Source organism: Streptococcus pantholopis (assembly GCF_001642085.1).
Lineage (GTDB): Bacteria > Bacillota > Bacilli > Lactobacillales > Streptococcaceae > Streptococcus > Streptococcus pantholopis.
The window spans coordinates 84,703-109,741 of the sequence record NZ_CP014699.1 but is presented as its reverse complement, the minus strand read 5'-3'; the positions used below and the strand labels follow the sequence as shown (position 1 = coordinate 109,741).

Below are 25,039 nucleotides of genomic sequence, written 5' to 3'. Positions count from 1 at the left end.
CCGTTTTGACGACTGAATTCGGTATTTATAAAATATATCACCCACTCAAACAGCAGAAATCTGTGCAGCAGCCAAAACAAACTATGACTGCCCTCTTTTTCCGGCAGATTTTCCCAGTTATAGATTAATAAGAAAGATTGAATAATTTTTTGCAAAAGAGTATAATTGAACACAGCCTTAAATCCTAGTGAAAAAGATGGCTGCCAGCGTGATGCAAAGCATCACTTGTCTTCCCCTATTTTCATACGGATTTTTTAACGGCTTTTATATCTTGTGAATTGAACACAGCCTTAAATCCTAGTGAAAAAGATTGTGTACATCATGCTTTGTAGTAACAATTAATTAAAGAAGCCCTAGCCATCTGGGAGTAGGACAGACCTTTTGTCAAGGATAAAAAGTTCCTTGTCCCACCCCGCAAGGTCTAGTAGGCAGTTTAATGCTTTGAAATACCACTAGACGACTAGCGTCCTGAAAAAGGCTGTAATCCATTTAAAAGTTAAAGCTTTTACTGCTCCCCGCTCCCTTCTAGTCGTCTTGACAGAGGGGCGTCTGCAAAATCATAGATTTCGGACTTACCGTCATTTTCATACGAACCTTGTATCTTATAACGCTATGGAAGGAGATGATGATGTCCTCAATTGACCATATCATCAGAAACAGCAAAGAGATGATGACTTTGCTTGAAATTATCAGCTCTTTTGACTTAAAAGACTGCTGGCTGTGTGCCGGTACTCTTAGAAATTATATTTGGGATGTTTTAAGCGGAAAAAGTGCAACTGTTCATTTTTCAGATATCGATGTGATTTTTTTCGATGACAGCATCAGCTATGGTCAAACGCTGACCATTGAGCAAGCCATCAAAAAGCAATATCCGCAATATAACTGGGAAGTTAAGAATCAGTACTACATGAACAGCCACAGTCCAAATACTGACAAATACAGCAGCTCAAAAGATGCGGTTTCTAAATTCCCTGAAAAATGCACCTCAATCGCTGCTCGCTTAGCTCCTGACGGTACTTTAGAGGTCTTTACGCCGCATGGGATTGATGATTTAATTAACTTCACTGTCTCTCCAACTCCGCACTATTCGCTGGATAAAGAGCGCAGGAATGTTTACAACAAGAGGATAATGAAAAAGAACTGGCAAAAAATTTGGCCTAATCTCTCAGTAGAAGTTTTTGCGGACAACCCGGATATTTAGCCGAAAACTCTAAAAAGCAGCAACACTGCTCTTATGTCGGCTATAAAAAGAGTGTTTGGCAGCGTTAGGTCACAAAGATAGATTACAAGAACAGCATAAAAGACTGAAGGCTCTGCCTTCAGTCTTTTATTAATGATTATGAAGCGCCTTGCTTTAGTTTCCAGATACTGCCTCAGCTGCGTCATCCATCGAAAGCACTTCGTGGAAGACACGCTGGGTCAGCTCAGTTTTTTGCTCAGGCGTCAGATACTTGGTATTGACACAGTAACCAGAGATACGAACGATAACATCTTCACCATTCATAATCTTGTCATAAACATCTTTAAGGTCCATAACGTTCAAGTTAACGTGCTGACCGCCGTTTTCAAAGTAGCCATCAAGGATAGTCACTAAGTTATCAACTTGTTCGTCACGAGTTTTACCAAGCGCACGCGGAGAAACTTGCGTTGTTAAGGAAATACCATCAGCCGCATATGAGAAGTCCAGACTAGCCAGAGAGTTCAAATTTTGCAGCCAGCCGCCGCGGGCTTTGTTAGATGGATTAGCTCCTGGTGAGAAGAATTCCAGTTTAGACAGGTTTACTGAACCGTCTTCATTGAGGTATACCCCTTTGTGAACAGGTGAGTTACCTGTTTGTTTAGAGTAAGCAACATTTGAAGTAATCGTCAAAAGTGAAACGGTTGCTTCAGCGTCTTTGTAAAGCTTGTGGCTGCGCAGACGGTTTGTGTAAGCTTCAATCAGCCATTCTGCCAATTCGTTTGAACGAGGATCATCTTCACCCCAGCGCGGATAATCTCCAGTTGTTTCATAGTCGTAGATATAGCCATCTTCGTCGCGGATCGGTTTAACCGTTGCATACTTAATTGCTGACAAGGTATCAACTGTATTAGCAAAACCGCAGATACCAAATCCCATATTAGCACGTTGGCGTGTTGGCAGGAAGGCCATCTGTACAGCTTCATAGTTGTACTTATCAGTCATGTAGTGAATGATGTTCAGTGCATCTACATAAGTATCTGTCAGCCAGTCCAGTGATTTTTCAAAGTTAGCTTTAACCGTATCAAAGTCAAGCACATCGTCTGTGACAGGATCAATGTCAAATACCTTATAATCCTTATGAACATCATCATAGCCACCGTTAAGACCAGTTAAAAGTGCTTTAAGGACATTAACACGGGCACCAAAGTATTGGATATTGTGACGTTGTTCTTCATTTTCTGGATCAAGCGGCGATACACAGCATGAAATACATGACATTTCACCGTAACCGTCTTTAGCCATTGTTGTCACACCTTCATATTGGATAGAAGAATGTTTGTGTGACATTGACATGCAGTAACGGCGGAAAGCGTAAGGCAATTTGTCTGTCCAAAGAACAGTCAGGTTTGGTTCTGGTGAGTTTCCGATGTTGTCAAGCGTGTTTAAGAAGCGATAGTCCATCTTAGTGACACGATGGCGTCCGTCAGCTCCCATACCAGCCATAGAAGTTGTGATGAAGGTTGGGTCTCCTGAGTATAATTCATCGTACGCTTTAGTACGAGCGAATTTGACAGTACGAAGTTTCATAACGAAATCATCAACAAATTCCTGAATTTCACTTTCAGTATAGGTTCCGCGGGCAAGGTCGCGTTCTGCATAAACATCAAGAACAATCGGCACACGGCCAAGAGATGTAGCAGCACCGTTGATAACACGGCACACAGCCATAAAGGCAATGTTGGTCCATTGGATAGCTTCTTTTGTATCGTAAGCAGGACGGCGAACGTCTACGCCATACAAATCACCGAGTTTCACCACTTCACCAAGCGCTTGGTACTGAAGGTTAACTTCTTCACGCAAACGGATAGATTCCTCATCAATTTCAGTGATGGCGTTCCAGTCGTTCACTTTTTCCTGCATCAAGTAATCGGCACCGTATAAAGCAAGACGGGCGTAGACACCGATGATACGGCCGCGTGAATATGCGTCCGGCAGGCCGGTTACAGTATGGGCATGGCGGGCACGGCGGATATTAGACGTATAAGCACGAAAAATACCATCATTCACGGTCGTCACATATTTAGTAAAGATTTCATGAACAGCTGGATCAGGCTCATAGCCGTGTTCTTTAAGAGCTGTTTCTGCCATGCGGATACCGCCTTTAGGCATGAAGTTCAGCTTGAACAGCTCATCGTTTTGGATACCAAAGATAACTTCGTTGTCCTTGTCAATATAACCCGCATCAATATCTGCGATTGAGGTCGGACGTGTATCCATAGGAAAGCGTCCTTCTGCTTCATATCCAGCTTTTGTCTCATCAACAATCTTTTTAATATGAAGAGAACGTTCAGTTGGACCGGCCAAGAAGCTTTCATCACCGTCATAAGGTGTGTAGTTCGCTTGGACAAAGCGAGAAACACTTGCCTTTTCTTTCCAGTCAGTGCCTTTGAAACCTTCCCACGCCTTTTCAAAAACATCTGTGTTGGTTTTTACAGTTGCCATAAGTTTCCTCTCCTTAATCTAGTAACAAAATCCTACTGTTACAGTTACAATTATAGTTTACCACATAGTAAACGTTTTCTAAAGGAAAATGCTTGCATTTTGGGCATTTTCTTTTATACTACAGTTGTTCTTTTCCCAGGTCAACTGTAGTATAAATATTTTAGGCGGGCAGAAAAAAGAAAGAAAGGGTATAATAATAAAAGGGCACTTAATTATGGCCTAAAAGTACGAACAAAGAAGCCTGATTTAAATGTTACCTGTCTATCTGTGAGTAGGTCTGCCTTTGTTTTTCAGTCGTTTTCCAAACAGACTTTGTATCTTGATGGAATTGAACACACCCTAAACGCTGCGGGAAAAAGATAGCCTGACCTCGAATCTTTTTGGATTCATCGGTCAGTCTCCTATTTTCCTTTTGCGTTTTTTACGGGCTTTGTATCTTATGAATTGAACATGCCCTAAGAACTGTGCAGTGAAATCATCCAGTGGATGATTTCAGCCCGAACCTAGAAAAGGGAGAGTGAGGGGACAGGAAATCTGTATCGTTACCTAGTTACCGCTAGCCGTAAACGACTGAAAGCTTTGTCGCCTTAATAGTCGACCGCACCTTTCTAGTCGTTCTGGCAGGGGTGCGTCTGCGAAATCAGAGATTTCGGACTTACCGCCATTTTTGCTTTGTTCTTTTTACGGGCTTTGTATCTTGATGGAGGATTTATGCTGATTTTCCCGCTGGTTAATGATACATCACGAAAAATTATCCACATCGATATGGATGCTTTTTTTGCTGCAGTGGAGGAGCGTGACAATCCAGATTTGCTGGGAAAGCCTGTTATTATAGGGGCTGATCCCAGACAAACCGGCGGTCGTGGGGTTGTTTCTACTTGCAATTATCAGGCCAGAAAATTCGGTATCCATTCTGCTATGTCTTCTAAAGAAGCCTATGAGCGCTGCCCTCAGGCAGTCTTCCTTTCAGGGAATTACAGCAAATACCGAAAAATCGGCCGCCAGCTGCGGGATATTTTCAAGCGTTACACCGATCTGGTTGAACCCATGTCCATCGATGAAGCTTATTTAGATGTTACAGTTAATAAACTGGGAATAAAATCGGCTGTTAAAATCGCCCGGCTCATACAAAAAGAAATCTGGGACGAACATCATCTGACCTGTTCAGCCGGTGTTTCTTATAACAAATTTTTAGCTAAACTGGCTTCTGACTTTGATAAGCCGCACGGTCTGACCCTCATCATGCCTGAACAGGCTCAGGACTTTTTAGCAGAACTGCCGATTGAAAAATTTCACGGGGTCGGCAGGCAGTCGGTTAAAAAACTGCATCAATTAGGCGTATATACGGGAAAAGACTTGCTGGGGCTATCTGAAATGACTTTGATTGACCACTTCGGCCGTTTTGGTTACGACTTATTCCGAAAAGCCCGAGGGATCAGCAATTCCCCGGTACAGCCCAACCGCATTCGTAAGTCGATCGGCAGCGAGCGGACTTATGGTAAACTCTTATACAGCGACAACGATATCAAGGCAGAAATTTCCAAAAACGCCAGACGTGTAGCCGACACATTGGCCCAAAATAAAAAAACCGGTAAAATTATTGTTCTCAAGGTTCGATATGCTGATTTCTCAACTTTGACCAAGCGTATCACTTTGGAGAAGCCCAGTGCAGACTTTGAAGTAATTGAGCGCAAGGCTCAGGACATTTATGATAGTCTTGAAGAGTCTTCTGCCGGCGTCCGGCTTTTAGGGGTTACTGTGACTGGTTTGACAGCTGATGAAACGGAACTGCTTTTAGATTTATAACAACCTTTATCTGGCAAAAGACTGGGAGACCATCTACGATGCAAAGCAATCATAGCGGTCTCCCAGTCTTTTTGTTTGTGCTTGAAAACGGCGAAACAGAAAGAACAGCCAGCCTGGACATTTTCCTGCCGCCCTCTTACTCTCACCCTTAAGCCTGCTGGCTGTTATCACCCTCATTAAGTGTCCGAGCTTTGACAAAAGTAAAGGCAAATAAAACAGCGATAGCTCCTTGAATAAGTAAAGTCCAGATATTAAAGCCACTGGTAAAACTATAAAGTATATTAAAAGCAGCAAGCCCTAACCCTAAGAAATAGGGAATATAGCTGAGCTCTTCACCTTTTTTAAGCTTAGACAAGTTCATAAAGACAAGAACGATAATCGCTACACTGATAGCAAACGATACCACAGACAGAAAAATTGCGAACGGCGTAACACTGGCTCTGAGCAGCTCAATCTGCTCAGCAGAGTAGACTGAAGTCAGCTCTTCATTATCAAGATTAGCACTGATGGTATAAATCCCTATGAAGCCCAAAATCCCCAGTATAGCAGAGAAAAATTCTAAAACCAGCACTGTAATATTCAGTGAACGCAAGTTTTGACGCACTTTTTCGTATGAAATCATATAAACCTCCTCAAAATAAAACGTATTTAGCTCTTATTTTACCATAAAAATGCTGCCGTGAAAACCGGCTTTTTGAAATGCATCATGGAGTTGAAAGGCTCTGTTATTCAGAGCAAAAAATTAAGAAGCTGTTTAGCTTCTTAATTTTACTTTATTATGCTATCGGTATTTATCACTCCAAGGGACTGCTGTTTGCTGCAAAACGGCATTCAAGCTGCTGATATTTTGGCGCCCCTGTTCCTGCAGCCATCTGCGGGCTGACTCTTGTCCCTCTTTGACATAGATCGGCACCACCTCTCCCCAACTGGCACGCCCGCATAGAACACCGCTAAATTTCGCACCGGATTCATAGGCAAAAAACAATGTTTCTTGAAACCGACCAACAGCTACACCGGCACTTAAATAAATATAGGGAACTGACGCTGCTAATTCTTGATTTTGAAAGGCTTGAGCAGCTTCCTTGCGGCTATAAACTATTTCTTCGGATGCAAACCCTTCAACAAAATCCATATTTACCGGCACCTCTACCTTCAGGACATCAACATTGAAGCGCTGATCAGAAAAAACAGCAATCGCCTTATTTACTTTATGCGGCTTAAGCTTGGCAAACTGGGGACTTGTTTTATCAGAAAACTTTTCATCATAACTCAGGATTTCTAAGAAAAACGGCAGCTCTTCAGCACTGCATTCCGCACCAATACGCTCAATATACGCTTGTTTTTGCTGATTAATCTGATTATTGCCGTCTACGTCATAATAAAGCAAGAATTTGACTGCACTGGCTCCGGCTTCCTTAAGACGCCGGACTGACCAGTCAGAAAGGCAAACCGGCAGACGTTCTCTAATATTGTCATAGCCTGTTTTTTCATAGGCTAAAAGCAGTCCAGACGCAGCAGACCTCGCTTTTGCTGCCGGCAGACCGTACTCAGGATCCAATAAAATGGCCGATACATCTCCTGTTAATTCTTCAGCTACCAAGGTCTTTAGATTTGTCATTTGTTCTAAGGCGACCGGCTGAATTTGATGACGGGCAATCATTTTCTTTAAGGCTCCGCGCTGATCAAAGGCCAAAGCTGTAATCAAACCGCTTTCATTACTGAGCTGATTCAAACGGCGCTTTTTTTCATCTTTAGCAGACATGATATCCTCCTTCTTTTTGATATTTCACCAAACTTATTGGCTTTGCCTCTGGTAAGGAGCTGGTGAGTGCTGAAATTTTCAAGCAGATGACGCTTTTCCTGCCTTATTTTTTTCAATCAGTCCCATGATAAGGCCTGCTGTAATTGAGCCTATTGCAATGGCAAGAACCCAAAGGAAAGCATGAGTCACTACAGGAAGAACCAAGAAACCGCCGTGAGGAGCCGGAACTTGAACATCCCACATATAAGTGAGTACAGCAGCAATCGACGAACCCAGCATAAGGGTCGGCAAAATACGCAGGGGATCTTTAGCAGCAAAAGGAATAGCCCCTTCTGTAATGTGGGTTGAGCCTAAAATCAGATTAGCCATACCGGCATTCCGATCTTCTTCACTATAATATTTTCTAAATACGGTTGTTGCTACAAAAGTAGTCAGCGGCGGAGCAATGCAGGCTGCAGAAACACCAGCCATAAACGTTGTATTGCCCTGAGCCAGTAAGGCTGTCCCAGTGACGTATGCTGCCTTATTAACCGGACCGCCCATATCAAAGGCTGACATACAGCCGATAATAACCCCTAAAATCAGCGGATTGGCATTCTCAAATGCTGCCAGCCAGGCCATTAAGCTTTCATTTACCCAAGCCATCGGTGCATTGATCAGCGACATTATCAAGCCTGTAAAAAGAACTCCAAATACCGGATAAAGAAAGATAGCCTTTAAACCGTCCAAGGACTTGGGCAGAAAAACCAATATTTTTTCTAAGGCTAATACTATATAACCCGCTGTAAAACCTGCTATAATACCGCCTAAAAAACCTGAACCACCGTTAACAGCCATCAAACCGCCAACCATACCAGCAGCAAAGCCCGAGCGTTTAGCAATAGATTCAGCAATAAAAGCAGCCAGAACAGGAGTCATCATTCCCATAGCTACAGCACCTATGTCCGTATTCAGCAAGGCAGCGAACCAATTATACTGGCTGTTTTGAGGATCAGAGGAATAAATACCAAATAGAAAAGAAACAGCAACTAATACTCCTCCTGCAACGACGAAAGGCAGCATGCGAGAAACTCCGTTCATTAAATGCTTATATATCTGATGACCAACGCTCTCTTGCCCTCTGCCGGCAGTTTGCTGAACTGCTTCTGTTTTTACAGCGCTTCCGCCCTGGATACTGCCTTTGCCTGACAAGGCATCAGCTATCAATTGATCTGCCTTTCTGATACCATCAGCTACAGGCACAGAAATCACACGTTTACCAGCAAAACGTTCAGCCTGAACATCCTTATCTGCTGCAATAATAACAGCATCAGCGCTAGCAATTTCTGCCGATGTCAGTGCATTTTCAACACCAACCTGCCCATGTGTTTCGACTTTTATACTTATCCCTCGCTTTTTGGCCGCTTTTTCCAGAGCTTCCTGAGCCATAAACGTATGTGCAATGCCGGTCGGACAGCCGGTCGCGGCAACAAGTTGATATGTTGACATGATTATACCTCCATTTTTTGAACCTGAATATGTTTTTTTAGTTCTTCGACATCACTAAAATCTGTGAGTCCGCTTTTAAAAGCGGTTGACGAACCAGCGGCAACGCTCCTTGCTAAATTATCTTTTATATTCTGCCCGTTAACCAATCCTGTTAAAAAACTTCCCAGCAAAGTATCCCCAGCGCCGGCTGTATTGACTACCCTACCTTTAGGAGCACTGCAGAACCAGGCAGATAAGTTTTCCGCAATATATACAGCACCTTTAGATCCCAGAGACAGCAAAACATTTTTTGCTCCCAGATGAATCAAACGTCTGCCGTACAGTAAGCTGTGTTCTCGTGTCAAGCCTGTTAAACCAAACCATTCAGCAAGTTCTTCATCGTTAGGTTTTAAGAGATAGGGTTGATAAGAAAGTGTGTCTAGAACTGCGGGGTGGCTGACATCAAAGACAGCTTTTATCCCCCTTTCCTTGCTGATTTTCGCCAGTTCAGTCAATATCCCCGGATCTACTCCTTTTGGCAGACTTCCTGAGACAACTATATAATCATTTTCGGCCATCTCCCAAATCTGCCTAAGCAGCTCATCCTGAGCTTCTCGGCTGACTGTTGGTCCTTGATTAACCAATTTAAATTCCTGATTACTAGTATTGACTTTTGTAAACACGTTAATTCGAGTGAGACCAGCTACTTCCACAAAGTTGTTGGCCACTCCCTGTTCAGTCAGATAATCTCTGATATAGCGGCCTGTAAAACCACCTGTAAAGCCTAGCGCAGTGCTGCTTAACCCCAGCTTTTTCATCACCAGTGAAACATTGACTCCTTTTCCATTAGCCTGAATTTCATTAGCTAGCGTACGGTTGACCTTGCCTGCTTCCATTCTCTCTGTTTCTATAAATAAATCTATCGCCGGATTCATCGTACAAGTATAAATTACCATCTCTCCTCCACTAAGATACAAAAACTTACAGTGAAAACTGCCTGTTATTTTTGTCAAGAATTCTTTTGTATAAGGTCTATTGCTGACTTGCATTTCACTGTCTTATCTAGTATATTTATCTTAGCACTTTAATTTTGAATGCGTTTTCGGTTTTTGCGGTGATATTGAACAGATTTTCAGGAAGATAAAATGACCCGGCACCATTTAACAGATACAGAAACATATATTTGGAACTATATAAATAATCATTTCGATTATGTTACCCACCTGACTATCTCTGAGTTAAGCGAGATTCTGAGTGTCTCCAATGCTTCTGTCACCAGGACATTGAAGAAAAAAGGTTATGCTGGCTTTTCGGCTTTCAAACACGAAATCCAGAGTAAAAGCAGGGACAGCCTGCATATCATAGATAATCAGCATATGACAGCTGATACTAAACAGTCCATTATCAAAAATTACCAAGAAGTCATTCGCACCTTAAATATGATTGATGCTGATGTTCTGGAACAAGCAATTGCTGCTATCAAAAAAGCTCAACGCATCATGATTTTTGCCCGTGGCTTTTCAGAAATGACCGGATCAGAAATGCTGATTAAATTTCAATTAAGTCAGAAATACTGTGAACTGCACACAGACCCAAATATTATCCGGCCAGTCAGTAAACGGCTAAAGCCAGAAGATTTAGTTGTTTTTATTTCTCTCAATGGTGAAACAGCGGCACTGGTTGATGCTGCTAAAAACTGCCGGCAGAACCAAATTAAATCTATTTTAATCAGCGCCAATCCATCGGGTTCCTTAGCTAAATTTACAGACTATCAGCTCTTTGGTTTTAAATCCGAACTCTCGTATTTCCCTGATTTTGAAGTTCACTCGCGTCTGCCCTTGGCTATCCTTTCTCGGATTGTTTTAGATGCTTATGCCGCCAGCCTAAAAAACAACAGACAGGAAAACGGCTTTCTGTACTAAATCTGCTGTTCAATCCCACAGACACCAGAAATGAAACCAAACAGAATGTTAAACCAGCGCTTCCTCTCACTTTCCTCTATCTAAATCTGACTGAAAATCAGCCCTCATAAAAGCCATTAGTCTTAATAAAAAAGGCCCTTCTTATTAATAAAGAAGGGATCCGAACTCAGACACCGGATTAACTGACTTAAAAGACAGCTGACAGTCTAAAGCAAGAAAGCCAGCAAGTTCAAAAAAGTGAACGCTTTAAAGTATAACGATTCATACTCCGCTCTCTATATCTTCGCCAGCCTTACTTTGCAGAAGTAACCGCCCTGTCTTTGATTTTTTAACCCTCCCTTATCTGCTGATTTTTAATCAAAGATAAAGGAGGGCTTTTTATGCTTATATTATCATTCCCAAAAATAAGGGTAGAAAAGATTATCTGTTCGCATCCTCACTGGATACTTCTTCTTGGCTGCTGCTATCTTTTATATCTGAGACAAAGGGAGCCTGGTCAGCTTTCTTATTTTTGCTGGCTGCTTTTTCATAAACATCATTGACCGCTTTAGCAGCAGAAGCTGCTAAACCGGCAAGAGTCGCCTGAACAGCATTTGAATCAGCCGCTTTCTCTGACTTACAATGATGATCCGGCATTATATCCTTAAACATCTTCTTGCTTTTATCAGATAGAGCCTGCCGTTTCTCTTTCGTAGCCATACTGTAAACAAGCCCTGTTAACATTGCTGCAGTCAGTACCCCTTGAAAAAAAGTCATCCCTTTTTTATTTGATTTTTTTGACATACCGTCTCCTTTTATTTTGTGCTAGATCTGTGTTCTCTTATCAGCCCGCGGATTAGCTGAACTGTGGGTAAGACTATTGTTATTATTTGAAACAGTCTTATCCATTTTCCTTTTTTAGCTCTTCTGTTTTTCATATCATCCTTTATATTTCTTTACTTACAGTAAGCAAGAAAGGGCTTTATCTGCCCTGTAATTTACTGCAGATGGGACCTGTCACTTGTTTCAGCAGATTCTGAAAGCGTCTGTTTTGTCTTTACAGCCTGCTCTTCAACAAACTTGCCTGTCGTTTTTCCAGCCTCTGTCACACGGTCCTGAACAGTGACGGAATCGGCTTCAAACTCATCTAATGTTCTGGTATCAACCACTTCAACATTGACTTCGATGACATCTAAATGTGTCATTTTAGCCACTTCCTGCTGCACAACTTTTTTAATCTGTTTAACGATATCTGGGATATCCTTGCCGTACTCAACAACAATACGCAGATTTGCTGCAACCTGCTTAGTTCCCACTTCCACATCAACACCTTCCGTCATATCATCACTGTTGACAACTTTATTCTTTAGGTCGGAGAAAAAACCACCGCTGAAAGCCAAGAGTCCTGAGACGCTTTTTAAAGACTTTCCAATAATTTTTTCAATGACTTTGTCGCTGTAGATAATATTGCCTTTTAGGTGTGTTTTCTTATAAGTTTGCTGGCTGCTTTTGCCAGTTAATACTGTATCTGCCATTATTTCTCCTCTTTTTTATTTTTTGCTGTCAGTTTTTCATCTGCTGCATCACTAATTACTTTTTTAGCCTTTATGGCTTTTTCTTTGGCTTTACCGGAAAGTTTCTCTGACTTTCCTTCAATCTCTTTTTCTTTATTCCCGGTTATTTTCCCGGCTGTTTCTTTCAGAGATCCTTTAACTTGCTCTTCTTTTGCCTTATATTTTGCTTTTTCCATCGTTTGATTTTCCTTTTTTATCTAACCCGCGGCCCATCAGATACCGATTCAGCTTCCTTGGCCAGTTTCGTATACTGTTTAGAAGCGAAATCACCTGTTGTTTGAGCGGCATCTGCCAAGCGGTCCTGCAGACTCACTTTGTCATTCTCGTACTGTTGATAAGTCTTGATGTCAGCTACGCTGACATTAACTTCCACCACTTCCAGCCCTGTCATCCGTTTGATTTCTTCTGCAATAACTGCCTTAATATTTTCAAAAACTGTCGGAACATGCTTTTGATATTGAACAACAACAGATAAGTCAACAGCTACCTGTTTTCGGCCGATTTCCACATGAATACCGTCTGTTACTGTATCGGTATTAATAAGCTTATCTTTCACATTAGCTAAAAAACCGCCGTCTGCTGCTAACAGACCATCAACTGTTTCTAAAGCCAGACCAACTATTTTTTCGATCACTTTATCGGCATAGGTCAGTTCCCCTTTAATTGCCATTTCAGATTTTATTCCAGCCATTGCTATCCTCCTATTTCAAATTATCCAACAAACCTGTTTTTTTCAGGTAAGCAGAAGCATATACCCCTGCTGTTACAAAAATTAGGATAACTAGCGTCTTCAACAAGCCATAATTGACCAGCAGCAGAGCAAGAAGCAATCCTGTTAGACCGCCGATAATAGGGTAGCGGTACTGTTTAAATAGTTTTATAAAATCCATATAGCCTCCTATTTAACACGTTGAGACAGGGATTGTTCCCTAGTTTCAATATGATTGATGTCAATGCGGTAATCCACCTTATTTTTAATCCCAAAGAAAGTATCCAAGCCTGTGCGAATTGCTTTTTTTAACTCAGTCACTTTCTCTGTTACATTAACACGCGGAACAATTTTCCCGGAAATCCTTATTTTAAACTTATTTTTATACAGCTTAGCTGACACATTGGGAGCCTTCATCACACCTTCTTCTTCAACAATAGTCCGTACATAACTTTCTAAAGCGGACTTTTTAAGTTTGAGCTTCCCGGGCTGACTATCTTCCAATTCAATTTCTGTATAGGTTCTCGGATAGAGAGCAAGAATTACTGTAACTACAAAAACAAATATCATAGCAGCAAACGCAAGCCAGAAAAAGTAAGGCGAGAGAGCTCTCTCCCAGAAAGGGGTTAGCCTAAAGAAACGGACTAATTCTTTGAAGCCATCAGGCAGCGCAGCTAAGCTGCCGTAATGGACAGCTCCTGCGCCTAATAATGCCAGAAGAATGAGGCCGGTCAAAATGAAAAACATTTTTACCAGTTTGTTCATATTTTGTCTCCTACCTCGCACGATCTAAGAAAAAGGCTGCTATAGCAACGACAATAACCGCGCCTATTATCGATGGAATCAATGCCATCCCTGCTAAGCTAGGTCCCCAGCTTCCAAACAGAGTCTGCCCAAGAGCCGATCCGATCAGACCGGCAGCGATGTTCGCTATCCAACCCATAGAGCCGCCTTTTTTAGTAAGGGCACCGGCCGCAAGACCTATCAAAGCACCTACAATAATTGACCATAACATAATCATTTCCTCCTTATATTGGATCAAGTTTTAAAGAGACAATCTATTTTTAAAAATAAGAAGTCTCTTTATTTTGTGACAACTTTATTTCTAAAGTCTATTGTCATTTTATCCTAGTTCATTCTCCCTGTCAAGCTATTCTTCTCAGAAACAACATTTTTTTATTTTTCTGTTGTCCAAGCGTCCTTGGTATGCTATAGTAATAACTATAAAAAGCTGGCTGGACTGCCTGCTTATAATAACAATATAAAATACGCTAGCCTTTTCCTATTTTGCTCCTTTTTTCTGCTGCCAGTTTATTCTCCTTCCTATATTTTCTCAGACTTAGCTCTGCTGAACCTCTTATTACTGAACAAAATACCATTTGAGGTTGCTGATCTTCTTAAACAGGTAAGGTGTACAACAAAAGCTGGCTGACATCACTAATCACTTTCCTTCACTCCCTGCCTAATTTTAAGGCTGGGGTTGAAAGTTTCTGACAAAAATCGCTCCCGCTTCATTTAATTTATCTGGTGGTTGCTATTTCCAAAATCATCTTTTAGAAGGGTTTGAAGTTATTTTCAAACTCCTGTTTATCTGCGCTAAGTTTCATTTGCTGTCATACTGCGTGCAGCTTAAAAACTGGCGTCACTGTCTGTAATCTGCCCAAGACAATCTACTTTTCTTAAAAGCTGCTGCTTTTATTTAGTTGTGCTTGTTTTTTAGTACAGGAGGGAAACATGCCTAATCGTAAAATTGTAAAAACAGCAAAATTTCAAAAAATTGCTGTTGAAGTTGCTAAAAAAATCGCCATTGGCGATTACTCTGTCGGCGAAAAAATCAAATCACGCTCCACTCTGGCCGCTACTTTCGGTGTTTCACCTGAGACAACCAGACGGGCTCTTAACATTTTAGCTGACCTGCATATCGTCGCTTTGAAACATGGAAGCGGTGCCATTGTCCTCTCCAAGGAAAAAGCGATAGAATTTGTTGAAGACTTTGATAATACAAATGATATTGAAATACAAAAAGAACGCATTCTTAAAAAAATTGATGAACAAGAAAAAAATCTTTTAGAACTCAAAGGCTTGGTGTCAGTCTATTTGGATCAATCCAAGCTGGTCAATAAAAAGTACCCGCTCGATCCTTATGGCTTAAGATTGGATGCTGATTCAGAGCTCGTCGGGCTGCAGGTCCAGGAAGCTCAGATTTGGCACAAAATCGGTGCTGTCCTTGTTGCTATAGAAAGAAATAATGAGCTTCTCTTAGCACCAAGCCCCTACCAGCGGCTGCAGGAGGACGATCTGATTTATTTTATCGGTGAAGAAGCAAGCTACACTCGAATGGCTGAGGTTTTTCACTTAAAAAAATAATTCTAAAATATAGGAATTTCTGGAAGCTGCAAAGATTGATATTATCCCAAATCTTGGTCTTACCCTTTTGGCAAGCCAGAAATAATCAACAGTGCCCGCAGATAATCCTAAATAGCAGTAACCAGTCAGAGAATTAGGCAGATATGGATCTCCTGTGAAGCTTAGTTTGTCTGCTATGAGGCACGTAATGAATCGAACCGAAACACAACGGTGTAAATATCACTTATCCTAACTAGCAAAGAAGCAATGATAGCATAAAAGGCTTGAGACAGTTCTGTCCCAAGCCCCTTTACTTTTTTAGATATATACGTTTGACGCAGCAGCTGACTGCAAGTCCTTATCCCTTGTTGTAGATAGGCAGTCCCCTAATCATCTGTCCGGAGATAGGACAGCAAAAATTTTCAAATAATTATCTGACCCTCTTTTATTTTACATCTTCCTGAATCGAACTGATTGCCATTTATAAAATTTTAAAATATGGCTGAACTTATTCATTTAGATTAGCGGTTTTTCGCTATTATCACTGAGATTCATGTTATCCGCATTTTTTCGGATAAGATTCCCATTTGCCTTAGAGTAAGATTCTTAACAGATGAGCCAGGCAGCAAAAATTAATCTGCCTCACTGGGGGCAAAAATCCAGCAGCTCTTTGTACTCCTTAACTGTCTGCCAGCCGCTGATATTTTCTGGTAACGGGTGGGCATAAAAGACAACAGTTAAATGGTGCCTGAGTAGATTATCCCTGCTGCTGTCAGCACCAACTTATCATACAGCACGGCTTGGCTGAAGGGATAGAGGTCACCAACAAGGGCTTCACCGCTGTCCATTAGCAAAGACACACTGTCTTGGCTGTGCCCAGATATGTGGAGAATCTCCCCGCTGATGCCTAAATCGGCCAGAAATGCTCTGCTATTTTTCAAAGAAAGCAAGTGAATCTGCTCGTCAGCAATAGGTTTAAAACTGCTGGACTTCTCTTTTGCAAAAATGGCATATGACTGATGAATAAAAGCTTTCTGCACATCAAGAACAAGCAGTTTAACTCCTAAATCCATCAAATCCTGTGCCAGCCCCATATGGTCAGGGTGATAAGGAGATAGGCAATATTATCGACTGTCATTCCAATCCGCTTGATGGCCTTGAAAAAAGCTGGCAAAGTCCCTGCCCAGTCCGTATCGACCAGAAGATTTTTTCGTTTTCCTTAACCAGATAAGTGCGTGTGTTGGCGTATAAAAGTTCCTGTATCATCATAGACCTGAACCCTTAAGCGCATCAGCCAAGGCCGCAAAGTCTGAAATAGAGAGAGTTTCACCGCGGACAGAAGGCGAAATACCGGCTCTTTCTAAACTGTCTTTCAATTGGGCCTTAGTTTCTTCTGATTTGCCAAAATAACTGATGAGGTTGTTCCAGAGGGTTTTGCGGCGATGGGCAAAGGCAATCTTAGTTAGGCGAAAAAAGAAATCCTCATCTTTCACCTCAACTAACGGCTCCTGTCGACGTGTCATTTTAAGAATGGCAGAGTCCACATTGGGCGCAGGAACAAAGACTGTCTTTGGCACAACAAAAGCCAGTTTTGCCATCATATAATACTGAACAGCAATGGATAAGGAACCGTAGGCTTTGGTGCGGGGCCCGGCAGAAATACGGTCGGCCACTTCTTTTTGCATCATGACCACAAACTCGACAAAAGGAATTCTGCTCTCAATCAGGTGCATGAGGATAGGTGTCGTGATGTAATAAGGCAGATTGGCCACCACCTTGATGGGCAGACTAGGATCAGCAAAAGCCTCGATGTGCGCCTGTAAATCAGACTTGAGAATATCCTCGTTGATGATTTGGACATTGTCAAAATCTCTCAAAGTATCTGCCAAAATCGGTATCAAGCGGTCATCGATTTCAAAGGCCATGACCTCGGCTGCCTGTTCGGCTAAAAACTCGGTCAGAGCTCCAATGCCGGGACCGATTTCAATCACATTGACATCTTGATTAATCTCTGCCGTATCGACAATTTTTTGCAAAATATTGCTGTCGGTCAAAAAGTTCTGACCAAAGGATTTTTTAAAGGTGAAACCATGGCGCTCTAAAACAGCACGGGTTACACTGTAATCTGCTATTCTCATAAAAATTTTTCTCCCTTTTTAACGCCGGGCCAACTCCCCCAGCAGCCGGTATAGCCTTTCCTGTTCGGTTTTATTATAAGCAGAACGGTTGGCTTTGACCTCTTTACAGTGTTCATCATATAAAAAGCCGTCAAAACCAGCCTCACTGGCTAAGGCTGTATAAACTTCTGCCATCTTTTCTGCTGGTATTGAAAATCTTGATTTCAGCCGGTAAACTGCCTTCATGACAGGTGTGAGATTAGGATAGCGTGAAATATCAAGCTTTACATTGGTCACACGGACAGCCTGAACACTGACTTTCGGGTACTGCTCTCTTTGATAGAGAGACAGCATCAGGAGAGCCAGTTTATTTTGATAGTAAGTTTTTGATGGAGAGTAGGATTTTTCTCCGTTCAGATTATCAAAGTCCAGACTTATTCTAGGGTACATTATCAAACCCTTGGAAGAGATGTTTAATATCCGTCCGTCAGAGGACTCCTCTAAAGCAGGCAGCAAGAGCTCTGACAATAAATAGGGGGCAAGGACGTTGGTCGCAAACTGTTTTTCCAGACCGTCTCTGGTCAGAACCCGTTTTTTGACAGAGAGGTCAAAATCAGCAGCATTATTAATCAGCACATCCAGCGACCGATTTTGTTCCAGATAGGCCGCCGCTGCTTGGCGAACGCTCCTTATATCCGCTAAATCGGCAAGCTTGTAATCAACCTGTCCGCTGCCCGTTTCTTCCGTGATTTTCCGGCAAGCCTCCTTAGCACGCCGTTCATTGCGGCAAAAGAGAGTAACCTGCCAGCCTTTTTGAACCAGCTGTTTGGCTGCTTGATAGCCGATACCGCTGTTGCCTCCTGTAATAATCGTCCTTTTCATTTTTCCTCCTAAACATGATAAAACACAGTTATGCTGTCGGTTAGAGATAGCGTCTCACCTTTTTACAGTAAGCTCGATATGTCTCGCCAAACGCTGCCAAACATTCTCTTTCTTCGGCCAGAATAATCCAATGGACCGACACTTGAAAGACCAAAACACAGACCAGAAACAAAACAGACTTTGTTAAGCCGGCTATTCCCAGAAAGCAGACAAAATAGGCTAAGTACATGGGATGACGGGATAAGGAATAAAGTCCTCTTGTACAGAAGGTCGTGCCGCTTGCCCCAGCAAAATCAAGCATAGCTGCAGCGCAAAGGATTAAACCTAAACCATAAAAAATAATGCCAGCAAAAGTGAGCCAGGAAAAATCCAGCTTAATCTTCACGAAAAAGGCAGTCCCTAAAATGGCCAGATTAGCTGATTGGTAAATATAGTAAGCTGCTTTTTCACCATTTGCCATCGGGGCAAAATGTGCAGCACGCGCCAAAGCAGATTTGCTTAAAAATGACAGCAAGCCAAATCTGATGAGCAAAAAAGGGAGCAAAAGAACAATCGCTGGCATAAGTCCTCCTGTTGGTTTATAGAGCGGTCATTATCTGCAAGAGAATTGACTAAGTTTTGCGGCTAGGCTCAGTTTTCTCATTGTCGCTTTGATACCGAGCTGTTTCTCCAAATAATTAGTAGTCAGGCGCTTCTTTTGGGCAGTTCTTGGCAGATACATGCAGAAGCACTCACTGCCTAGAGTCAGTTCTTCATCTCCAAAGTCTTTGACTGTCAGCTCTTGGCATTTGGCTGCAGGCAAGTCATCATTGGTAAAAACCAGATGGACCCTGATGCTGTCATAGCCAGAGCTAAAAGGATTTTCAAATACAGCTCTCTCAAACTGCGCCGACTCCTTAATGATGACGGCTAAGTCAGCGCCGATTTTTTCTTTAATTGTCTCATGAATAAGCCGGCTTGCTTCATTGTCAGACTGACTTGTTTCAAAGATGATATTTCCACTTTGAATATAGGTTTGAATAGACTGCAGCTCAGAAGCTGTCAGAATCTCTCTCAAATAAGCCATTTTGGGAATTCTATTGGAACCAACTGGCATAACACCGCGAAGCAAAGCAAGTGGCATTTAATTTCTCCTTTCATTCCTAAGATAGTTTTCTAGGCCAGTTTGATAACTTTTCCAATAGGTCATTTCAAGTCCTGCTTCCAGACCATCTGCCAGCACTTCTTGATAGCCGTAAATCCACTCAGATAAGCCTTGTTTCATATGATTCCTGACCATTTCCTGTGTATTCTGATTCAAAAATAATTTTTGAAGGACCGCCGTCACACAAGTAATAGGTAATCTAATCATTTTGGTTATGCCAATTCTGCGGGTGGCAGGTTCTAAGCGATAGCACACATCAACGCCTTCCCGCAAGGCTCTCACCATTCTTTGCAGAGCCTGTCTATCCTGAGCTAAGGTTTGAAAATCCTTTTTCTCTAATAAAGCACCCGCAGTAATAGATTGTTGTAAATAATGCACTTTCAGCCAAGCAAAAATATTTTTATCATATGCTGTTTTCACCCCTGCCTGATGCAAATCATTGCGGAAGGTCTGAATAAGCTTTTTGTTAAAACCGCCTAACCGTACGGCTTCATCAAAAAGAATGACCTCCAGTCCTTTTTGGTCTCTGCCGCCGCCAATATTCGAAGGAAAAGCTGCCATTATTTTCTCTTTTGGCAAACAGCCCTTTAATTCATTTATTAAATTCCAATGATTTTGTATAAAAATGAATCCTTTGGTCAAGCCTTGTTTAGCAGATAAGACAGGCAGAATTTCGTGAAGCTGATAACGATTGACTGTCACCAGAACACAATCATAAGTTTTTTTATATTCTAAGACAGTCTTTGGCTGAAAAGTTTTCTTTTCATAAACCTTTGCTTTCTGCCGCAAGTCTTTGACCGCCAGACTGACCGGCTTGGTTAAGGGCTTCCTGACTAGGACGTCAACATCATTATAGGGAGATAATAGCCAAGCAAGCGTTAAACCAATCGTTCCTGCCCCGTAAATTAAATATCTGCTCATTATTTTCACCTTTTATTGTCTTGTTGGCCTTATAAGCATTACTGAAGTGCTTTTCCCATAAAAGGAGGACAATATTTTTTGCGGCAAGAAGCTGCGTCTAGTAAAAGAATAAGCTTAAACCGAGTAAATGAGGAATTTTATTACAGCTTTTCTAATAATTTTTCCTTTAATTCTTTAAGCTCTAACGCTGTCGGTCTGGCATGTTCTGCATACATCTTATCAAAAGGCAGCCACCATACTGGACCTCTTCCCTGCTGCCCGTAGCGGCCTAAATCGCCTTTTTTTCTCGGAAAAAGATGCCAATGTAAATGACTTTCCCCATTGCCAAGGCTCTCAATATTCATTTTATCAGCTGAAAAGGCGTTGCTGACGGCTCCGGACACAAGCGCCATTTCAGATAGATGCCGAACACGAAACTGCTGCGGCAAATCATGCAAATCTGAAACATGACATTTACAAAGAAAAAGGGTATAGCCTTTGAAATACTGATAATCACCAATGACTACATAGCCTGTTTCAAATTCTTTTACAAAATATTGATTTTCCCCTTTTTTTATCCAATCAATTCGTTCACAAATAAGACACATCTTTAATCTCTATACTTCTCCATCGCTTTTTCGACATCTTCCAGGGTGATGCCGAACAACTCTAGACGTTTAAGCAGCTGCTTGCCGTTAGTATAGCCGATGCGCAGCTGCTGTCCAAGAAATTCCCGCCGCCTGCGGCTGTCGGTCCTCGTAAGCAGACCCAGTCTTATAAGATCGGCTTTGCTGATATCAAAGTGATTATCATCATCGAAACAGCCGACCACACCAGCGAGAGCTTTTTGCAAAGCATCAAAACCGGCATGCTCTACACCGAGAGAGCGACCTTTGCTTTTGGACTTGGGCTTAGCTTCATCGGGATTGAGAAAAGCATGTTTAGCAGTTGGGATGGCCTGCATAATACGTTTACGGATACATTCCCCGCTGTAGTCAGGATCCGTAAAGACAATAATACCCCGCAGGTCATTGAGACGCTCCAGCCGCTCCAAATCCGCATCCGTAAGGGCTGAGCCCCTTGTTTCATAGGTATCAACATCATAAAAACGGCGCAAATTAACCGTATCATCTTTGCCTTCTACAACAAGGACTTCCTGAATCGTTAGTTTACTGTTCAAAGCCAAACACCCTCACTGCATTTTGATAGGTCGCTTCTGCCGCTTCTTCTCCTGTCAAACCGCGAAGTTCTGCAATTTTATCTGCTACATAACGGGTATAAGCGGTCCGGTTTTCTTTACCGCGCTTAGGTACAGGGGCGAGGTAGGGCGCATCGGTTTCAATCAAAATTTTATCTAAGGGCAGCTCTCTGGCTGCTTCCTGAACTTCCAGTGCTTTTTTGAAAGTCACAACACCAGAAAAAGAAATCATCAGACCCAAATCAACAAATTTTTCTGCCATGGCAAGCGAACCGGAATAAGAATGCATAATTCCGCCCTTGGGACCGACACCTGCTTCTTTGATAAGCTCATAAGTATCGTCCAGCGCATCACGTGTATGGACGACAAAAGGCAGACCGCAGTCCTTGGACAGCTGAATCTGGCGTTTAAAAACCCTTTTTTGGACTTCTTTAGGGTCTTCCATCCAATGATAATCAAGCCCAATTTCGCCAAGAGCAAGCACTTTAGGGTGTTGAAGACTGGCTAAGAGGAAATCCTCAGCTTCCTGATTATAGGATCCTGCTTCTGTCGGATGCCAGCCGATCGTTGCATATACTTCGGGGAACCTATCAGCTAATTCAAGTGCCTTAGTGATTGTCGGCCGGTCAAAACCCACAACATTCACCCTTGTCACCCCAAGCTCACGCGCAAAAGCAATTTCTTCCTGCTCCCTGCCCTCGAACTGCGGGACATTCAAATGTGTATGGGTATCAAAGATACGGTATGCTGTCATCTTTATCCTTCCTTATTTTCTTGCTGACACTGTGTTTCAAATCAAGCACTGTGTCGAACTTATCTGTCTAAAAAAGTGAAATGAAGCAGGACTTTCGTCCCAGCCACTCTTCCCTGCTCTATTAAAGAGCACTTCAGTTATTTTTTGTAAAACTCACCATCTGCCTTTTAATAGAAACCTTTTCAGCTCTGCAGTCGTTATCCAACCATTCCTTTTGTAAGCCAAAAAATGGCCGGTCGAACCTCAGGCAGACTTACAATATCATAAAAGGTCGGAACCAAACAGGCTGACTTTGCCCGCGGACCTAGTCCCACGTACCTTGCTATTGACTCATTTTAGCTCTCCTTCATTACTGCCATACTGTTCCTTGCTTCTTCAAGGACTTCCATAACAATCAGGCTGTGCTCCAACTGCTCACGCGCAAAGGCCAAGTCCCCTTCTGCAATAACTTTGATAAACTGCTTAAACTCGCTGTACATACGGTGCGGGTGGTGATTGTTATTTTTTTCCTGAGGACGGCTCTTATGATAGCTTAACGTTAAGCTTGGAAGAGTGTTGGTTGCACCATTAACAACTAAAGCGCCTTTATTGCCTTGAAGAGTGGTCCGAATCTCCGATTCAGAATCTTTGGCGCCAATGCAAACAGCCTTAGTGCTGTCATAATCTAAAATCAAAATACCGGAAGTATCGATTCCCCGCTCAATATTAGGATAATAATAGACCGCTGTCGGCTTGCCAAGCAGACCGACAACAAAATGGATATTATAGATGTTAATATCCATGAGAGCGCCGCCCCCTTTTTCCCGGTCAAAAGCCGGCAGGACTGTCCCTTGTTTAAAGGCATCATAGCGGGATGAGTACTGAGAGTAATTGCATTCAACCAGCTTTAAATCACCCAAGGTCGGCAGCGTTTCTTTAATATAAGCATAATTGCCTAAATATTGGTTAGTAATGGCTTCCAGCAATATAAGCCCTTTTTCTTCCGCTAAGACTTTTAAATGTCTTAATTCATCTGCTTTAAGGGTAAAAGGTTTCTCACAAATCACATTTTTCCCGGCCTCTAAAGCCAATTTACTGAAGCGGTAGTGCAAATGATTGGGGACAGCGATATAAGCCGTATCTGAACTGTCTTTGGCAAAGGCCTCCTCAGCATCAGTATAACAGTATCTAAAACCATATTCCGCCTTCATGGCCTGCAGCGTCTCCCAACTGCGCTTTGTTCCAACCAGTGATTCCAGCTGAATCTCAGGCAAATCCGTTATAATACTCAAAAAATCAGAAACAATCATCCCTGAACCAACAATCGTTAAACGCATCAACTTTCTCCTTTCACAAGATACAAAGACCGTGAAAAGCTCACAGCAAAAATAGGAAAACTGACGAAGAAACTTCAGTTTCTAGGAAGTTTTATCTTTTTTGCAAAGAGCTTAGGGCGTGTTCAATTCACCAAGATACAAAGCCCGTTAAAAACGCAAAGTAAAAATAGGAGACTGACCGCTGAGTTATTAAAGACTCTAGGGAAGTCTATCTTTTTTACACAGCGTTTAGGGCGTGTTCAATTCACCAAGATACAAAGGCCGTTTAAAAATCCGTATGAAAATGACGGTAAGTCCGAAATCTCTGATTTCGCAGACGCACCTCTGCCAAGACGACTAGAAAGCTGCGGTCGGCCGTTAGGACGATAAAGCTTTCAGACGGCTACGGCTTTTCTAATCAATTGCTATTACAAAGCATGGTTATACCATCTTTTTCACTAGGATTTTAGGGCGTGTTCAATTCACCAAGATACAAAGCCCGTTAAAAAACCGTATGAAAATGGCGGTAAGCCAGAAATCTATGATTTCGTAGACGCACCCCTGCCAGAACGACTAGAAAGGTGCGGTCGACTGTTAAGGCGATAAAGCTTTCAGACGGCTACGGCTTTTCTAATCAATTGCTATTACAAAGCATGGTTATACCATCTTTTTCACTAAGATTTTAGGGCGTGTTCAATTCACCAAGATACAAAGCCCGTTAAAAACGCAAAGTAAAAATAGGAGACTGACCGCTGAGTTATTAAAGACTCTAGGGAAGTCTATCTTTTTTACACAGCGTTTAGGGCGTGTTCAATTCACCAAGATACAAAGCCCGTTAAAAACGCAAAGTAAAAATAGGAGACTGACCGCTGAGTTATTAAAGACTCTAGGGAAGTCTATCTTTTTTACACAGCGTTTAGGGCGTGTTCAATTCACCAAGATACAAAGACCGTTAAAAATCCGTATGAAAATAGGGACAGACGAGCGATGACTCTCATCGCGATAGATGTCATCTTTTTCACTAGGATTTTAGGGCGTGTTCAATTAATAAGATACAAAGCCCGTTAAAAAATCCGTATGAAAATGGCGGTAAGCCAGAAATCTATGATTTCGCAGACGCACCCCTGCCAGGACGACTAGAAGGGTGCGGTCGGTCGCTAGGACGACAAAACCTTCAGACGGCTACGGCTAGCGGTAAGTCCGAAATCTCTGATTTCGCAGGCGCACCCTTGCTAAGATACAGTAGGCTAATGGTATTTTATTCTTTTTTAAAACTTTAAAATGTTCACTTGACCTTGCGGGAGTGAGATCACCCAGCGGGTGACTTCAGCCCAAAGCTAGAAATAGACAGTGAGGGAAACTGATTGTTTGAAGTACTGTCCCACACTCAGATGTCTGCGGCCGCTAGCTAGTGCAACAGGAAACTCCTGCTGTATGGCCCTCTCACTCCACAGTTTTTAGATTATATTTTAAAATTTTTTGTGCCACTTATAGTGTATCAT

At 42.2% G+C, this 25,039-nt stretch carries 26 protein-coding genes; 4 read left to right on the top strand and 22 right to left on the bottom strand.

Translation table 11 applies throughout. From position 1 onward, the window contains the following. The first annotated feature begins 628 nt into the window (after positions 1-628). Positions 629-1,201 carry a nucleotidyltransferase family protein gene (locus A0O21_RS00570; RefSeq protein WP_067060013.1) on the top strand — a complete coding sequence of 191 codons (573 nt, stop codon included), beginning with the start codon at positions 629-631 and terminating at the stop codon, positions 1,199-1,201. Positions 1,202-1,354: 153 nt separating this feature from the next. Here A0O21_RS00570 and pflB read toward each other — a convergent pair whose 3' ends face one another. Beyond that, positions 1,355-3,682: a formate C-acetyltransferase gene (gene pflB / locus A0O21_RS00565; RefSeq protein ID WP_067060011.1), complete on the bottom strand. Its 2,328-nt coding sequence runs from the start codon at positions 3,680-3,682 to the stop codon at positions 1,355-1,357. 711 nt (positions 3,683-4,393) lie between these two features. On the opposite strand from pflB, the gene dinB reads away from it, so the two are divergent. Further along, a complete protein-coding gene (dinB, locus tag A0O21_RS00560) occupies positions 4,394-5,488 on the top strand; it encodes a DNA polymerase IV (protein ID WP_067060009.1) in 1,095 nt (364 codons plus the stop codon). Between the two features lie 148 nt (positions 5,489-5,636). Here the strand turns inward: dinB and A0O21_RS00555 are convergent, their stop codons facing one another. The 4 genes from A0O21_RS00555 to pfkB all read right to left on the bottom strand — a co-directional run bounded on the left by A0O21_RS00555 (position 5,637) and on the right by pfkB (position 9,673). After that, positions 5,637-6,110, bottom strand: a complete 474-nt coding sequence (locus A0O21_RS00555; protein ID WP_067060007.1) for a hypothetical protein — start codon at positions 6,108-6,110, stop codon at positions 5,637-5,639. Between the two features lie 159 nt (positions 6,111-6,269). After that, positions 6,270-7,250, bottom strand: a complete 981-nt coding sequence (gene lacD, locus A0O21_RS00550) for a tagatose-bisphosphate aldolase (RefSeq protein ID WP_067060005.1) — start codon at positions 7,248-7,250, stop codon at positions 6,270-6,272. 78 nt (positions 7,251-7,328) lie between these two features. Continuing rightward, positions 7,329-8,738 carry a PTS fructose transporter subunit IIC gene (locus tag A0O21_RS00545; RefSeq protein WP_067060003.1) on the bottom strand — a complete coding sequence of 470 codons (1,410 nt, stop codon included), beginning with the start codon at positions 8,736-8,738 and terminating at the stop codon, positions 7,329-7,331. Positions 8,739-8,740: 2 nt separating this feature from the next. Then, complete coding sequence (pfkB, locus tag A0O21_RS00540; protein ID WP_067060001.1) at positions 8,741-9,673, bottom strand: 1-phosphofructokinase; 933 nt, start codon at positions 9,671-9,673, stop codon at positions 8,741-8,743. A 189-nt stretch (positions 9,674-9,862) separates the two neighbouring features. On the opposite strand from pfkB, the gene A0O21_RS00535 reads away from it, so the two are divergent. Further along, positions 9,863-10,639, top strand: a complete 777-nt coding sequence (locus tag A0O21_RS00535) for a MurR/RpiR family transcriptional regulator (protein ID WP_067059998.1) — start codon at positions 9,863-9,865, stop codon at positions 10,637-10,639. A 420-nt stretch (positions 10,640-11,059) separates the two neighbouring features. Here A0O21_RS00535 and A0O21_RS00530 read toward each other — a convergent pair whose 3' ends face one another. The 7 genes from A0O21_RS00530 to A0O21_RS00500 form a co-directional block, all read right to left on the bottom strand. Continuing rightward, positions 11,060-11,422, bottom strand: a complete 363-nt coding sequence (locus tag A0O21_RS00530; RefSeq protein WP_067059996.1) for a hypothetical protein — start codon at positions 11,420-11,422, stop codon at positions 11,060-11,062. A gap of 194 nt (positions 11,423-11,616) precedes the next feature. Further along, entirely contained in the window at positions 11,617-12,153 is a 537-nt protein-coding gene (locus A0O21_RS00525; RefSeq protein ID WP_067059994.1) for an Asp23/Gls24 family envelope stress response protein, read from the bottom strand. Further along, positions 12,153-12,368, bottom strand: a complete 216-nt coding sequence (locus A0O21_RS00520; protein ID WP_067059993.1) for a CsbD family protein — start codon at positions 12,366-12,368, stop codon at positions 12,153-12,155. The genes A0O21_RS00525 and A0O21_RS00520 overlap by 1 nt, the downstream gene beginning before the upstream one ends. 17 nt (positions 12,369-12,385) lie before the next feature. Beyond that, complete coding sequence (locus tag A0O21_RS00515) at positions 12,386-12,883, bottom strand: Asp23/Gls24 family envelope stress response protein (protein ID WP_067059991.1); 498 nt, start codon at positions 12,881-12,883, stop codon at positions 12,386-12,388. A 10-nt stretch (positions 12,884-12,893) separates the two neighbouring features. Next, positions 12,894-13,082, bottom strand: a complete 189-nt coding sequence (locus A0O21_RS00510; protein ID WP_067059989.1) for a DUF2273 domain-containing protein — start codon at positions 13,080-13,082, stop codon at positions 12,894-12,896. Positions 13,083-13,090: 8 nt separating this feature from the next. After that, complete coding sequence (gene amaP / locus A0O21_RS00505) at positions 13,091-13,666, bottom strand: alkaline shock response membrane anchor protein AmaP (RefSeq protein ID WP_067059987.1); 576 nt, start codon at positions 13,664-13,666, stop codon at positions 13,091-13,093. Between the two features lie 10 nt (positions 13,667-13,676). After that, the gene (locus A0O21_RS00500) at positions 13,677-13,922 is read right to left on the bottom strand and encodes a GlsB/YeaQ/YmgE family stress response membrane protein (RefSeq protein WP_067059985.1); all 246 of its coding nucleotides are present in this window, start codon (positions 13,920-13,922) and stop codon (positions 13,677-13,679) included. A gap of 713 nt (positions 13,923-14,635) precedes the next feature. On the opposite strand from A0O21_RS00500, the gene A0O21_RS00495 reads away from it, so the two are divergent. Beyond that, positions 14,636-15,268 (top strand): GntR family transcriptional regulator, encoded by a 633-nt coding sequence (locus A0O21_RS00495; protein WP_067059983.1) that lies wholly within the window; start codon positions 14,636-14,638, stop codon positions 15,266-15,268. A 716-nt stretch (positions 15,269-15,984) separates the two neighbouring features. Here A0O21_RS00495 and A0O21_RS10700 read toward each other — a convergent pair. The 10 genes from A0O21_RS10700 to A0O21_RS00445 form a co-directional block, all read right to left on the bottom strand. Next, on the bottom strand, positions 15,985-16,341 hold the full coding sequence (locus A0O21_RS10700; RefSeq protein WP_158511680.1) for a hypothetical protein: 357 nt from the start codon (positions 16,339-16,341) through the stop codon (positions 15,985-15,987). Positions 16,342-16,512: 171 nt separating this feature from the next. Then, the gene (rsmA, locus tag A0O21_RS00485) at positions 16,513-17,385 is read right to left on the bottom strand and encodes a 16S rRNA (adenine(1518)-N(6)/adenine(1519)-N(6))-dimethyltransferase RsmA (protein ID WP_067059981.1); all 873 of its coding nucleotides are present in this window, start codon (positions 17,383-17,385) and stop codon (positions 16,513-16,515) included. A gap of 18 nt (positions 17,386-17,403) precedes the next feature. After that, the gene (locus tag A0O21_RS00480; protein ID WP_067059979.1) at positions 17,404-18,246 is read right to left on the bottom strand and encodes an SDR family NAD(P)-dependent oxidoreductase; all 843 of its coding nucleotides are present in this window, start codon (positions 18,244-18,246) and stop codon (positions 17,404-17,406) included. A 40-nt stretch (positions 18,247-18,286) separates the two neighbouring features. Further along, complete coding sequence (locus A0O21_RS00475; protein WP_067059977.1) at positions 18,287-18,808, bottom strand: methyltransferase family protein; 522 nt, start codon at positions 18,806-18,808, stop codon at positions 18,287-18,289. A gap of 30 nt (positions 18,809-18,838) precedes the next feature. Further along, positions 18,839-19,369 (bottom strand): DUF1697 domain-containing protein, encoded by a 531-nt coding sequence (locus A0O21_RS00470; protein WP_067059976.1) that lies wholly within the window; start codon positions 19,367-19,369, stop codon positions 18,839-18,841. Continuing rightward, a complete protein-coding gene (locus A0O21_RS00465) occupies positions 19,370-20,311 on the bottom strand; it encodes a ketopantoate reductase family protein (RefSeq protein WP_067059974.1) in 942 nt (313 codons plus the stop codon). It lies immediately after the preceding gene. A 140-nt stretch (positions 20,312-20,451) separates the two neighbouring features. After that, on the bottom strand, positions 20,452-20,898 hold the full coding sequence (locus A0O21_RS00460; protein ID WP_067059972.1) for an HIT family protein: 447 nt from the start codon (positions 20,896-20,898) through the stop codon (positions 20,452-20,454). 2 nt (positions 20,899-20,900) lie between these two features. Further along, positions 20,901-21,470, bottom strand: a complete 570-nt coding sequence (rnmV, locus tag A0O21_RS00455; protein WP_067064984.1) for a ribonuclease M5 — start codon at positions 21,468-21,470, stop codon at positions 20,901-20,903. Next, the gene (locus A0O21_RS00450; protein WP_067059970.1) at positions 21,460-22,242 is read right to left on the bottom strand and encodes a TatD family hydrolase; all 783 of its coding nucleotides are present in this window, start codon (positions 22,240-22,242) and stop codon (positions 21,460-21,462) included. The genes rnmV and A0O21_RS00450 overlap by 11 nt, the downstream gene beginning before the upstream one ends. Before the next feature lie 335 nt (positions 22,243-22,577). Further along, on the bottom strand, positions 22,578-23,558 hold the full coding sequence (locus A0O21_RS00445; protein WP_067059968.1) for a Gfo/Idh/MocA family protein: 981 nt from the start codon (positions 23,556-23,558) through the stop codon (positions 22,578-22,580). Positions 23,559-25,039 lie beyond the last annotated feature (1,481 nt).